The organism is Enterobacter sp. BIDMC 27, from assembly GCF_000534415.1.
GTDB lineage: Bacteria > Pseudomonadota > Gammaproteobacteria > Enterobacterales > Enterobacteriaceae > Enterobacter > Enterobacter hormaechei_C.
In genome coordinates, this window is record NZ_KI973178.1 from 2,350,950 (window position 1) to 2,364,788 (window position 13,839).

Consider the following 13,839-nt stretch of genomic DNA (forward strand, 5'->3'; position numbering starts at 1 on the left):
CATATAGGAGGCAACCATGAATCAATCACTGCCAGCCAACTTCTTATGGGGCAACTCGGTGTCGAGCATGCAGACGGAAGGGGCCTGGAATGAGGGCGGAAAGGGGATGTCGGTGTACGACATTCGCGAAGCCGGTGAAAATATCTCTGACTGGAAAGTGGCCACCGACTCCTACCACCGTTATCGGGAAGACTTTGATTTGATGCAGGATCTGGGCATGAACTGCTACCGCTTCCAGATCTCCTGGAGCCGCGTCTGCCCGCAGGGTGACGGCGAGTTCAACGCCGAAGGCATCGCGTTTTATGACCGTTTTATCGACGATCTGATCGCCCGCGGTATCGAGCCGATGGTCTGCCTCTACCATTTCGATATGCCGCTGGCGCTGGCGCAGGAGTACAACGGATTTAACGATCGTCGCGTCGTGGAGGCGTTTATCCGCTACGGCAAAAAGATGATCGACTGCTACGGTGACCGGGTGAAGTACTGGCTGACCTTTAACGAGCAGAATATTTTCCACATGCCGATAGCCTTCCGCATCTCCGGCTATATGAAGGGGGAGGAAACCCTGCGCGAGCTGTACGAAGTGCAGCATCACACCATGGTGGCGCACATGGCGCTGACCGAGTACCTCCACCAGACTAAGCCGGGCAAGCTGATGGGCGGCATGCTGGCGCACCAGCTGATTTATCCGGCCACCTGCAAACCGCGTGACATCTTCTGCGCCCAGCAGTACGACGAATTCCTCAACCAGAACCTGCTGCGCGTCTTCGCGGGCCAGGGCTACAGCCCGGCGGTGATGGCGGTGGTGGAGCAGGAAGGCTTCGGCGATATCTACCGCGCAGACGATCTCGCGCTGTTTGCGCGCACGAAGAACGACTTTATGGCCTTCAGCTACTACGCCAGCAAAACGCTGGACAGCGATGCCATCCCGGAAGGCACGCCGGTGAACTATTACCTGCTGCACGGCGAGAAAAACAATCCGTACCTGAAGGCCACCGAGTGGAACTGGCAGATCGATCCGCTGGGCTTTCGCACCATCATCACCCGCTATGCCAACGACTGGCGGATGCCAGTATTCCCGATTGAGAACGGCATTGGGGTGATTGAGTCCTGGGATGGCGTGAATCCGATTGAGGACACCTACCGCATCGACTACCACCGGGCGCATATCGAGGCCATGAAAGAGGCGATGTTCGAGGACGGGGCAGAGGTATGGGGCTATCTCGGCTGGGGGTTGATTGACATTCTCAGCTCCCAGGGTGACATGCGCAAGCGCTACGGCGTGGTCTACGTCAACCGTGAAAATCACGACCTGAAAGACCTGAAGCGCGTGCCGAAGAAGAGCTATGCGTGGTTAAAACAGGTTATCCATACCAACGGACGCGAGATGTAAGCCGTACGCTGCCGGGCCGTTTTTGTGACTGATTGATGGGAACACTCCGCTATGTCTGAAACAAAAATAACACCGCACATGCAGTCTTTTGTCGATAAATTTGTTGAGTTCTCGGCGCGCCTGGCAAACCAGGTGCATCTTCGCTCCCTGCGCGATGCCTTCGCCACGGTAATGCCGATTTTCATCCTCGCCGGTCTGGCTGTGCTGGTGAATAACGTGGTGTTCCCCTGGATCTTAGAGGGCGACACGCTCACGCAGTTTAAGGTGTGGGGCGAGGCGATCATCAACGGCACGCTGAACATCGCCGCGCTGCTGCTGGCGCCGATGATCGCCTGGTCGCTGGCGCGCAACAAAGATTTCGACAATCCGGTCTCGGCAGTGGTTATCGCCGTCAGCAGTTTCATCATCATGATGCCGATGCGCTTACAGATTACCCCCGTCGGCAGCGACGCCACGGTAAACGTTACCCAGGTGCTGACGTTCGCCAATATCGGCTCCACCGGGATTTTCGCCGGGGTGCTGATTGGGCTGCTCTCAACCGAGCTGTTTATCGCCATTTCACGGCTGAAGGCGCTGCACATTTCGCTGGGGGAGAACGTACCGCCAGCGGTGAGCAAATCCTTTACCGCGCTGATCCCGACGATCCTCACGCTCTCCCTGTTTGCGGTGCTGGCGGCTATACTGGCGAACGTGCTGCACACGGATCTGATCCATCTCATTACGACCTTTATTCAGCAGCCGCTGCGGCTGATCAACACCAGCCTGCCCGGGACGATCTTCATTTACAGCTTCGGTAACTTCCTGTTCACGCTCGGTATTCATCAGTCGGTGGTCAACAGCGTGGTGCTGGAGCCGTTCCTGCTGATCAATACCAATGAGAATATGCTGGCCTTCGCCAACGGCCAGCCGATCCCGCACATCATCAACAACATCTTTGTGCCGACCTTTGGCATGGTGGGCGGGACGGGCAGCACAATCTCATTGCTGATTGCTATCTTCATCTTCTCAAGACAGAAATCAGCGAAGCAGGTGGCGCGTCTGTCGCTGGCGCCGGGTCTGTTTAACATCAACGAGCCGGTGATTTTCGGCCTGCCGATAGTCTTTAACCTGCCGCTGATGATCCCGTTTGTGCTGCTGCCCGCTATCGGGATTTACTTTGCGTGGCTTTGTACCACGCTGGGGCTCATGTCGCGCTGCGTGGTGATGATCCCGTGGACGACCCCGCCGATCCTCAGCGCCTGGCTGGCGACGGCGGGGGACTGGCGGGCGGTGGTGGTGCAGTTGGCAATCATCGTATTTGGTGTATTCTTCTACCTGCCTTTCCTCAAAGTTGCCGAGCGAGTGGCGTTGAAAAACAGCGGGACAGAACACTAATTTAAGGAAGGACGATGGCGGCGAAGTACATCACCATAGCGCGGGAAATTAAGAAACGCATTATCACCCAGCAGTACGCCGCCAATGAACCTCTGCCGGACCAGTTCGCGCTGGCGGCGGAGTTCAGCACCAGCCGGATGACCATTCAGCAGGCGATGCGTCAGCTGATCGTAGAAGGGCTGGTCTATACCCGACAGGGGCAGGGCACGTTCATCCGCAAAAATTTCCTCCAGCTTTCCCAGTGGGATCTCTCCGGCAGCGACTACTTCGGGGCGACCAAAACCTGGGAACATTTGGGCACGGTGACGAGCCAGGTGGTGCACTTCGAACTGCGCTTCCCGAACGAGAAAGAGCAGGCATCGCTGATGATAAATCCGGATACGCCGATCTATGACTTTATCCGTCTGCGTTTGCTGAACGGTGAGCCGATGTCTCTGGACGCTACGGTAATGCCGCTCAATCTGGTGCCCGGTCTGAACAAAACCCATCTTGAAAGTTCGGTATTCCGGTATGTACAGGAGACGCTGGGGCTGAAGATCATGGGATCGTATCGGGTGGTGCGGGCGCTGAAGCCCAGTGCGCTGGATATGCAACACCTTGTCTGCGAGCCAACCGACCCGGTGCTGGAGGTAGAGCAGGTGATCTATCTTGAAGATGGTACGCCGCTGGAGTACGCACACTGTCACTATCGCTATGACCATGGCGGCATCGTTATCGTGAATAACGGATAAAAAAAAGCGGGCCCCGCGGCCCGCTTTTTTAATTCTCACGATTAGTTCAGACGCACCGGCATACCGGAACGGTTCTGAATCGCCTGGTCAACAATGGTCGTGTCAACATCCGCCTGAGAGGTGACGGACTGCACCGCGCTGGTCAGCTTAATCGGTACGATTTCGTTGTTGTTGATCTGATCTTCGCTGGTGGACAGCGGGTTATGCACTTCAATGTAACGGCTGCCGTCCGGCTCTGACGTCGCTTTCACCGGTTCGTTAATGAACTGCACGCGCGTACCGACCGGCACGTTATCGAACAGGAATTTGATGTCTTCATTACGCAGACGCACGCAGCCGTGGCTTACGCGCAGGCCGATACCGAAGTTGGCGTTAGTACCGTGGATGGCATACAGACGTCCAATGTACAGCGCGTACAGACCCATCGGGTTATCCGGGCCGGCAGGCACAACGGCTGGCAGCGGTTCGCCGGCAGCAATGTACTCAGCGTGCATTTTGGCGGTCGGCGTCCAGGTTGGGCCCGCTTTCTTACGCTCCACTTTGGTGGTCCAGTTCAGCGGAGTGTCTTTACCCAGCTGACCGATACCGATAGGCAGCACGATCACGGTGTTGGTGCCTTTCGGGTAGTAATACAAACGCATTTCGGCGCTGTTAATCACGATACCTTCGTGCACGGTATCCGGCAGGATCAGCTGCTGTGGAATGTTGAGTACGGTACCCGCTTTCGGCAGATACGGGTCAACGCCCGGGTTCGCCTCCAGCATGTTCGACAGACCGAGCTGATACTGCGCCGCGAAGTATTCCAGCGGCTGAGAGTTCCCTTCCGGCACCGTCACCACCTGGTTTTCACCCACCAGACGGCTTCCGTCTGTCGGCAGGGGATACGTCACCGCAGACGCGGTCTTACAAAAACCTACTACGGCTAACGCCGCCGCAAAAAGCGTTGTTAATTTCATGTTCATGTTATGCGAGGTATCTAAGCCATTCTGGCGATGAGTTGATAAGTCTGAATCGGTAATGGGAGCGCATTATATGTGCATTCCCGTTAACTGGGAATTCAGATGTGTACGAAATCACATTTTTTTCGATTTTGTTAAAGTTTAGTGGATTACCGCAACACGGGATCTCAATTCGGAATTGTGGCATAATGCCGCGTTTATCACACTTTTCGCAGGAATCTCTCCGTGTTAGTTACCAGCAACGTCACTATGCAGTTTGGCAGTAAGCCGCTGTTCGAAAACATTTCCGTCAAATTTGGCGGCGGCAACCGTTACGGCCTGATTGGTGCCAACGGTAGCGGAAAATCCACCTTTATGAAGATCCTCGGCGGTGACCTGGAGCCAACGCTCGGTAACGTGTCGCTCGACCCTAACGAGCGCATCGGTAAGCTGCGTCAGGATCAGTTCGCCTTCGAAGAGTTCACCGTGCTCGACACCGTGATCATGGGGCACGCGGAGCTGTGGGAAGTGAAGCAGGAGCGCGATCGTATCTACGGTCTCGCTGAGATGAGCGAAGAAGATGGTTACAAAGTGGCCGACCTGGAAACGCAATACGGCGAAATGGACGGCTACTCTGCGGAAGCGCGTGCGGGCGAACTGCTGCTGGGCGTCGGTATTCCGGTTGAACAGCACTACGGCCCGATGAGCGAAGTCGCGCCAGGCTGGAAGCTGCGTGTGCTGCTGGCGCAGGCGCTGTTCTCTAACCCGGACATCCTGCTGCTCGACGAACCGACGAACAACCTGGACATCGACACCATCCGCTGGCTGGAGCAGACGCTGAACGATCGCGACAGCACCATGATCATCATCTCGCACGACCGTCACTTCCTGAACATGGTGTGTACCCACATGGCGGATCTGGACTACGGCGAGCTGCGCGTTTATCCGGGCAACTACGATGAGTACATGACGGCGGCAACCCAGGCGCGCGAGCGTCTGCTGGCCGACAACGCCAAGAAGAAAGCGCAGATTGCTGACCTGCAATCCTTCGTCAGCCGCTTCAGCGCCAACGCCTCTAAATCGCGCCAGGCAACGTCGCGTGCCCGTCAGATCGACAAAATCAAGCTGGAAGAGGTTAAAGCCTCCAGCCGTCAGAACCCGTTCATTCGCTTCGAGCAGGACAAGAAGCTGTTCCGTAACGCGCTGGAAGTGGAAGCCCTCACCAAAGGCTTCGATGAAGGCCCGCTGTTCAAAAACTTCAACCTGCTGCTGGAAGTGGGCGAGAAGATTGCCATCCTCGGCGCCAACGGCGTGGGTAAATCCACTATGCTGAAAACCCTGGTCGGTGAACTGCAACCGGATAACGGTACCGTGAAATGGTCTGAAAACGCGCAGATTGGTTACTACGCGCAGGACCATGAATATGAGTTTGAAAACGATCTGACCGTCTTCGACTGGATGAGCCAGTGGAAGCAGGAAGGCGACGACGAGCAGGCGGTACGCAGCATTCTGGGGCGTCTGCTGTTCAGCCAGGACGACATCAAAAAGCCCGCCAAAGTGCTCTCCGGTGGTGAAAAGGGCCGTATGCTGTTCGGCAAGCTGATGATGGAAAAACCGAATATTCTGGTGATGGACGAACCGACTAACCACCTGGATATGGAATCTATTGAGTCGCTGAACATGGCGCTGGAGATGTATCAGGGCACCCTGATCTTCGTCTCTCACGACCGTGAGTTCGTTAGCTCGCTGGCGACCCGCGTGATCGAAATTACGCCAGAGCGCGTGGTGGACTTCACCGGTAACTACGAAGATTACCTGCGCAGTAAAGGTATCGAGAGTTAAAAAAATAGCCGGGTGGCGGCTTCGCCTTACCCGGCCTACGTTCTATCCCCTCTCCCTGTGGGAGAGGGTTAGGGTGAGGGCAACAGGCCGCACTACACCACCCACTCGCCCCCTTCAACCCCGTTCACCCGCAACGTACGTTTTTCCCCCGCCGGTAATGACACCTTCAGCGCCTTCCATGCCGGACGATAGTCGCCGCGCGCATTCACCTTCAGGTTGATACTTGCGCCGTCGCACTCCATCTCCCATTCCACCCACAGCGCGTTGCCGTTCTGGTAGCCCCAGCTTTCGCCGTCATCCTCAAACAGCAGCCCGGCGGTGGTGCCGACGCCTTTCACCGGGAACAGTTTCAGCTCACGGGTATCGTCTTTATCTGCGCTCACGTGACGGATGCGTTCGCTGAGTGGCAAACCGGCCCCGGCGCGTACCAGCAGCGGCAGCTTTTCCAGCGGCGCATCAAGGACGATCGATTGCCCGCCCGCATACCACGCGTGAGTGTAAAAATCGTACCAGCCGGTTTCGTTATCCGGCAGCCAGACGCGGCGCTCGCGCTGCCCGGCTTCGACGACGCTGGCCACCAGCAGGTCACGGCCCAGCAGGAAGTCGTCGCACTCTTCAAACGTCTGCGCATCGTGCTCATGATCGAGGAAGGTCGGGCGCAGCATCGGCTCGTCGTCGGCGTGCGCCTGCCAGAGCAGGGTGTAGAGATACGGCAGCAGGCGGTAGCGCAGTTCAATGGCGCTGCGAATCGCAGGCGTGACGCCCGGGTACATCCACGGCTCGTTCACCGTGTGATCATCGTTCCACGAGTGAATGGTAAAGCGCGGGTGCATCACGCCGTTCTGTACCCAGCGCACGAACAGCTCGGCATCCGGCTTGTCGCCGGAGAAACCGCCGACGTCGTGACCGACGTTGAACAGTCCGGATAGGCTCATGCCTAACCCCATGCGGATGTTATAGCGCAGGGTGTCCCAGTTGGTGCGGTTGTCGCCGCTCCAGGTCTGAACGTAGCGCTGCATCCCGGCACAGCCGGAGCGGGAGATCAAATACGGACGTTTCTCCGGCGCAAAGCGCTGCTGCGCTTCCAGCGAGGCGCGCATCATCAGCAGCGGCATCACCGGGCGAATGTGCTTGATGGCGATCTCCTGACCGAAGCCATAGCAGCGCGCTTCCCCGTCCCACACTTCATACTCGTTGTTGTCGTTCCAGGTGGAGTCGATGCCCATCTCCAGCAGCTGCATGGTCACGCCGTTCTGCCACCACTGCACCGTCTGCGGGTTGGTGAAGTCGAGATGCGATCCTTCGTCATCCCAGAAGCTGGAACGTTCAGGCGCATCGGTTTCTGAATCACGAATGAACAGGCCGCGTTCCGCCACTTCGCTGTAGCGGGGATGATCCTGCAACAGACACGGCTTGATGTTGGCCGCAAGCCGCAGCCCCGCGTCGTGGAACGCCTGGCTCATCACCTTCGGCTGCGGCACTTTGTCGTAGTTCCAGTTAAAGACGTAGCGCTTGCCGTTAATCGAGGTATAGCCGGAGGAGAGCTGGAACGAGTCGCACGGAATGGCATGCTCATCGCACAGGCGGATGAAGTTCATCAGCTGGTTTTGCGCGTCCGGCGCGTCGGTGTAGTGCATGGTCGAGCCGCTGTAGCCCAGGCTCCACTTCGGTCCGAACAGCGTTTTCCCCGTCAGGCGCACGAAGGCTTTCGTCACGTCCAGCACGCGCTTGCCGGTGAAGAGGTAGTAGTCAATATCGCCCGCTTCCGCCTGCCAGCGGCGGTAGGCGGTGTGATAGTTGTCGATCTCGTTACCCAGATCCAGCCAGCAGCTGCTCAGGTTATCGTAGAACAGACCGTAGCTCACGTCATCGCGACGGGTGAGGGTGAACGGGATGTGCTTGTAAAGCGGATCGGTGCTGGCCGCGTTATAGCCCATCGCGTCCAGGTTACGCATCTCATAGCGTTTGCCGTTGCGCTGTAAATCACCCGCTTTCTCACCCAGACCGTAAAAACGTTCATCCTTACGACGGCTAAGATAGTGCGCCACGCCGTCACCGTGGGCGTTCAGCAGGTAGGCGCTGGTCGGGCGGTCATTGACCAGCGGCTGCCACTCGCCCGCCTCATTGCGGTAGTGCCACTCCAGCCACAGCGGCTGGTGGACGGTGACGCGCAGCTGTTCAGTCGCTACGGTTAACGTGTCGTCCCGCTGCGTCAGCGTCCAGGCAGGGCAGGTGAAGCCGCTGACATCGTCACGACGGCGGCCTTCCCACGGCACATCTTGTTCCGGCGCGATGCTCCAGGTGCGGTTCAGCGCCAGCTCGCCTTTACGTTTGATCAGCACACGGAACAGATTCTCTTCCAGCACATACAGACACAGGCGGTGCTGGTTATCGATTAGCAGTTCCAGATGATTCGCCGACTGCGTATCGACGGTCCAGTTTTTCAGGTTTTTCATATGCAATACATCCACTATCAGGCGCGCTTGGCGCGACGTTCAGCAATAAATGCCACCAGGAAGACAGCGCCAAGCAGGTCAAAGAAGCCCATGGCGATAAAGAGCGGGTTGAAGCCGATTTTGTCGGCGGTCACCCCAATCAAAAGGGAGAACAGGAAGCTGGCGATCCACGCTGCCGAGCCGCGCATGCCGTTGACCGTCGCCATCTGGCCTTTGTCGAACGACTCCACGACCAGCGCGCTCAGCATGCAGGAGATGATCTGGTGCCCGAAGCCGCCGATGGAGATCAGCACGATGGTGATATACGGGTCGCGGGTCACGGCCACGACGGCCAGAGAAATCATCAGAAACGCGCCGGTGACGGAGCTGGCTACCACCGAGTTGACGCGGGTGCAGCCAAACCAGCGGGTGTAGAGCCGGGTCAGGTAGCCGCTCGCCACGCTGCCGAGGTCGGCGGCCAGGAACGGCAGCCAGGCGAACATCGCGATCTGTTTCAAATCCATACCGTGCTCTTTGGCGAGGTACAGCGGCACCCAGAAGCTCAGCACGGCCCAGGCCGGTTCCGCCATAAAGGCCGGGATGGCGATACCGTAGAAACGTTTGTTCTTCGAGACGGTTTTCAGCGCGGTCAGGAAGGGCAGTTTGACCGGCGCAGGTTCGTTATCCTGCTTGATAAACGCCAGCTCATCGCGGCTCAGGTTTGGGTGCTGTTCCGGGTTGTGATAAAACGCCCACCACAGGATCACCCACAGCAGCGCCAGCACGCCGGTAAACATAAACGCACCCTGCCAGCCGAACGACGCGTGAGCAAAGTAGATGATAGGCGGGGCCAGCATGGCCCCAATGGAGAAGCCTACCCCCGCCCAGCCTGCGGCAACAGGGCGCTCTGATTTCGGGAACCATTCACCGATGGTTTTGGCGTTCGCTGGCGTGGCGGCGGCTTCGGACGCACCCATAAAGAAGCGCAGAATCGCCAGGTGCAGCCAGCTTCCGGCACCCGCGTGGAAGATACACATCAGCGCCCAGATCCCGGCGCAGACCATAAAGCCGATTTTCAGGCCGATAACGTCAATCAGCCAGCCGCACAGGGGCTGGAAAATGGTGTAGGCGATCTGGAACGCGCCGACGATCCAGGAGTACTGCTCGGTGGTGATCCCGAGGCTCTCTTTCAGTTCAGGGGCGAGAATACCTAACGAGTTACGGGTGATGTAGTTAACGGTCACGCCGAGAAGAAACAGCACCAGTACGTACCAGCGCAGGTTCCTGATGACGCGACGTGTTTTGCTTGTCGCTACGGTGTTATTGATGTCCTGACTCATTTTCTTCTCCACAAGACGGACGGTAAGGGGACAAAGGTTCAGGTGTCACACAGCGTCAGGCGTTTGAAAGTTATCTGTTTTAGAGCGCTAAGCTGCTATACAACTAGTATGGAAGTTGTGTGACAGGTTCACCTTAAGAAAGAAATTGGGCAGGGAATAGTGTATTTTGTGCAAACTTTCTCATAACTGAGGTTTAATTTTCGGCATTATGGCCTTCTCGCAAGTTATTACCTGATAAACATGTTGTGAAAATTTTTTCATTTCACATCCGGAGCCAGATCACAAAATGGACAAAAGGCTTAAAATCACCGAAATCGCCGCCCGGACGCAGCTCTCCATCAGCACCGTTTCTCGCGTGCTGGCGGGGAAGGCAAACACCAGCGAAAAAGCACGGGCAAAGGTGCTGGCGTGCGCGCGGGAGCTGGGGGTAATGGACGGCATGGCGGCGGGGCGCTTGCTGCTTAACAGCCTGGTGGTGTTTGCCCCGCAGCGGGCGTTTGACGAGCGGTCCGACATCTTTTACTACCGCGTCATCCAGAGCGTGAGCAAAGGGCTGGCCTCGCACGAGGTGCGTCTGCGCTACTGTGCGCTGGAGGAGAACGACAGCGATGCCCAGCTGTTTCTGGCCCGCATGAACGAAACGGACACCCAGGCGGCGATCCTCCTCGGTATCGACGATCCGCATATCCACGATCTGGCGGTGGACGTGGGCAAACCCTGCATGCTGATTAACTGCCGGGACCGCCACATGCGCCTGCCCGCCGTCGCGCCGGATCATCGCGCGATTGGCGAGCGGGCGGCGGAGTACCTGTTCGAGATGGGGCACCGGGAGGTGATGAACGTGCTGTGCCTGCGTCGCTACACCATGGAGCTGCGCCTGTCCGGGATCCGCGACGCGTGGCACGGTCATAACCTCAGGTTCAGCGACAGGCGCGACCTGCTGATGGTGTCCAGCTTCAGCGCCAGAGAGACGGAGCAGCTGGTAAGCGAGTGGCTTCACCAGCAGAAAGGGAAGGACCTGCCAACGGCGTTCCTGGTTGGTGGTGATTTTATGGCGGCGGGGACCATCAGCGCGCTGCAAAAACACGGTCTGCGCGTGCCGCAGGATGTCTCGGTGATGAGCATCGACGGCTTTAATCTCGCGGCGATTCAGGATGTGCCCTTAACCGCGGTACATGTTCCGCGTGATGAGCTGGGAACGGAAGCGGTGCATATGCTCCAGCAGCGGCTGATGCGCCCGGATGCGCCGGTGGGAACATTGCTGCTAAACGGCACGCTGACCGTGCGGGAGTCGGTACGGCGGATACGTCAGGGGAAACGACGCACCGCCGTTGAGCGGGAAGGGCTGTATGACGGTTAAGCCATGCCCAGCGCGCGCCTGCCGTGGATGTTGAGATCGTTCACGGTAAAGCGGCCCTGCCAGCTTTTCTCATAATCCTCGCGCGGGAAATCGCCCGGTGACGCGCCGGTTTCCAGCGCTTCCTTGACCTTTTTCGCATAGGCGAGATTCTTCTCGCACATCGGCGCGGCAGGAATGTACATCACGTTGCCCCAGCCCTGCTGATTTTCCACCGGCGCGACGGAGTGGATCACATCGCAGTGCCACCACACGGAATCACCGGCTTCCAGCGCCGGAATGCTGGTTAACGCTTCGATCAGCAGCGGGTGCCACTTCTCAGAAATCGGCAGCACACGCCCCGGCGCCACGCCGCACAGCTCGTCTTCCGGCACGTCGTCCAGCAGCGGACGCAGCAGAATGTAAGCCATTGCCTCCGGGATCGGCACCACGTGCAGCAGCCCCTGGCCGGGGATCATATCCGACAGCGCCGTCCAGCCCTGGAAGGTGCGGAACACCGAGCATTTGGTGGTGTTATCGACGGTGTACTCTTCCACTTCGGTACGATGCGCGGCATTCCACGGATCGTATTTCTCGACGTTGCCGTCAAACACGCGGGCGAACACCTGCTGATAAGCGGGCAGCAGCCAGCGCTCCAGCGCGCCAGAATCGGTGTGTGCGCCAAGTCCTTTCGAGGTGGTTCCCGGCGGGCGGCGGCGGATGCGGTCAGGGTAAATCACGCTCACGTCCGGGTCGAACCACTGTTTACCGTTGCTCTCAAATGTCCATAAACGGTTCAGGAATGACTGTACCTGCGCCATCTCTTCACTCTGGCGCGCCTGCATTTGCGCCTGAGACCAGTAGATCGGATAAATCTCCGGACGAGAGGCCGTTAAGGTGCCGAAGAAGTTATCGCCGGGTCCTTTGTACACCTCGTCAAATTTGTTCAGATCGAGGTAGTCGAGCATCGACTGATCCCACGCCAGCGCCTGCTCGCGCGGGAAGTGGCCTTTGATCACCGCGCAGCCGCGACGTTTAACGGCTTCGCGCTGTTCGGCGGTGATCGTGCCGTTTTTCACGTCGGCAAAAGGGATCACTGGCCAGACGGTTTCGCCTTTGTTTTTGAGAGCGTTGATTTCCGCCACGCGGGTGGCGATTTTATCGCTGAGCCGGTCGAACACCGCCTGCACATCGCCGATCTGCGCGCGTAATTCACGTTTCATCTGACGGATTGCCGCTTTATGGTCCGCTGGCAACGTTTCGCTGGTAAAGGTCATAACTGCCTCGCATCTTTCATTCGAAAGTAAAAGTGTCTACAAGTGATACTTTAAGTTAAAAAAAAGTTAATGCAAGTTTAAAACCTTGACGGGTACCACAGGATGGGAAAAGAGTGAGGGGGCCGGAGCGAGGCTCCGGCAGGTAGGGGGATCAGGCGTCGAATGGGGAGTGCGCGTCGAGCACGGCCTGAATCACGTTCAGCGCGCCCTGATGGTTGTTATCGTCGGTAGCGTAACGGCTGACCGCTTTAATGCTTTCCGCCGCGTTGCCCATCGCAAACGAGTATTTCACCAGCTTCAGCATTTCCGCATCGTTGCCGCTGTCGCCAATGCCGACGCACTCCTGCGGGGAGGTTTTCCAGCGTTTCAGCAGGCGGCTGATGCCGTTGGCTTTGTGCAGGCCGGGGATAATCAAATCGACAAAACCGAAGCCGCTGGTGACCGGCTTCATGATGCCGTCCAGGGAGACATGCAGTTTATCAACCAGATTCGGGATATCGCTGTCCGGCAGGTTCAGGGAGAATTTAAACAGCACGTCGTCAATTTCGCGGTAATCGCTGATGGGTTTTAAGCGATGGTAGTGTTTCGACATCAGCTTCACGAACGCTTCTGGTGCTTTATCGCTGACGTACGCGCTCTCCAGCCCGCAGGCCACAAAGTTCAGCCCTTTGTCTTTTAGCAACTCGCCAATGACGATTTGCGACTCATGACGCGTCAGTTCGCCGTGGAAAATCTGTTCGCCGTGATCGAAGACCAGCGCGCCGTTTTCCGCGACGAAGGAGATCTGATCTTTCAGCTCCGGGAAGAAGGAGATGAGCTGGTAATACTGGTTGCCGCTGGCGACAACAAATTCAATGTCGCGGGCTTTAAGCTGCTCAAACTGTGCCTGGAAGCGGTCACGATCGTACTGCTTGGCATCATCAAGGAAAGTTCCGTCCATATCGGTGACGATAACTTTTACGGTCATACTGTGCTCCTGGGTCACTGCGTTTGAAACATTCTAATAACAAGGTGACGGGGAGCACAAATTTAATTTCATTCGAAAGTCAAAGCAAAACGGCAACCGAAGTTGCCGTTTTTAGTGTTTTCTCCCTCTCCCCGTGGGAGAGGGCCGGGGTGAGGGCATCAGCGTGCGCATTTCCCCCTCACCCTAACCCTCTCCCTCAAGGGAGA

The 13,839-nt window shown here is 57.5% G+C and carries 10 protein-coding genes; 5 read left to right on the forward strand and 5 right to left on the reverse strand.

Features of this window, described 5'->3' with window-relative positions; all coding sequences use genetic code 11:
• The first annotated feature begins 16 nt into the window (after positions 1–16).
• Genes L463_RS11540 through L463_RS11530 form a run of 3 tightly spaced genes read left to right on the forward strand, consistent with a single transcriptional unit; the run spans position 17 to position 3,498 of the window.
• Positions 17–1,393: a glycoside hydrolase family 1 protein gene (locus tag L463_RS11540; RefSeq protein ID WP_032102665.1), complete on the forward strand. Its 1,377-nt coding sequence runs from the start codon at positions 17–19 to the stop codon at positions 1,391–1,393.
• A 51-nt stretch (positions 1,394–1,444) separates the two neighbouring features.
• Positions 1,445–2,767 carry a PTS sugar transporter subunit IIC gene (locus tag L463_RS11535; protein ID WP_023296170.1) on the forward strand — a complete coding sequence of 441 codons (1,323 nt, stop codon included), beginning with the start codon at positions 1,445–1,447 and terminating at the stop codon, positions 2,765–2,767.
• A gap of 14 nt (positions 2,768–2,781) precedes the next feature.
• Positions 2,782–3,498 (forward strand): GntR family transcriptional regulator, encoded by a 717-nt coding sequence (locus L463_RS11530; RefSeq protein ID WP_015571043.1) that lies wholly within the window; start codon positions 2,782–2,784, stop codon positions 3,496–3,498.
• Between the two features lie 41 nt (positions 3,499–3,539).
• Here L463_RS11530 and ldtB read toward each other — a convergent pair whose 3' ends face one another.
• On the reverse strand, positions 3,540–4,460 hold the full coding sequence (gene ldtB / locus L463_RS11525) for a L,D-transpeptidase (protein WP_015571042.1): 921 nt from the start codon (positions 4,458–4,460) through the stop codon (positions 3,540–3,542).
• A 222-nt stretch (positions 4,461–4,682) separates the two neighbouring features.
• Between ldtB and L463_RS11520 the strand changes: the two genes are divergently transcribed.
• A complete protein-coding gene (locus L463_RS11520; RefSeq protein ID WP_003858434.1) occupies positions 4,683–6,278 on the forward strand; it encodes an ABC-F family ATPase in 1,596 nt (531 codons plus the stop codon).
• 92 nt (positions 6,279–6,370) lie between these two features.
• On the opposite strand, the gene L463_RS11515 is transcribed toward L463_RS11520, so the two are convergent.
• Both L463_RS11515 and L463_RS11510 read right to left on the reverse strand, forming a co-directional pair.
• The gene (locus L463_RS11515; RefSeq protein ID WP_032102667.1) at positions 6,371–8,734 is read right to left on the reverse strand and encodes a glycoside hydrolase family 31 protein; all 2,364 of its coding nucleotides are present in this window, start codon (positions 8,732–8,734) and stop codon (positions 6,371–6,373) included.
• A gap of 17 nt (positions 8,735–8,751) precedes the next feature.
• Positions 8,752–10,053 (reverse strand): MFS transporter, encoded by a 1,302-nt coding sequence (locus L463_RS11510; protein ID WP_017384901.1) that lies wholly within the window; start codon positions 10,051–10,053, stop codon positions 8,752–8,754.
• Between the two features lie 286 nt (positions 10,054–10,339).
• On the opposite strand from L463_RS11510, the gene L463_RS11505 reads away from it, so the two are divergent.
• Positions 10,340–11,413 carry a LacI family DNA-binding transcriptional regulator gene (locus L463_RS11505; protein WP_032102669.1) on the forward strand — a complete coding sequence of 358 codons (1,074 nt, stop codon included), beginning with the start codon at positions 10,340–10,342 and terminating at the stop codon, positions 11,411–11,413.
• On the opposite strand, the gene L463_RS11500 is transcribed toward L463_RS11505, so the two are convergent.
• Together L463_RS11500 and L463_RS11495 are read right to left on the reverse strand one after the other, a co-directional pair.
• Positions 11,410–12,666: a DUF1479 domain-containing protein gene (locus L463_RS11500; RefSeq protein WP_032102670.1), complete on the reverse strand. Its 1,257-nt coding sequence runs from the start codon at positions 12,664–12,666 to the stop codon at positions 11,410–11,412. The two genes, L463_RS11505 and L463_RS11500, sit on opposite strands and share 4 nt — an antisense overlap.
• Before the next feature lie 151 nt (positions 12,667–12,817).
• Positions 12,818–13,633, reverse strand: a complete 816-nt coding sequence (locus L463_RS11495; protein ID WP_032102671.1) for a Cof-type HAD-IIB family hydrolase — start codon at positions 13,631–13,633, stop codon at positions 12,818–12,820.
• Positions 13,634–13,839: the final 206 nt, after the last annotated feature.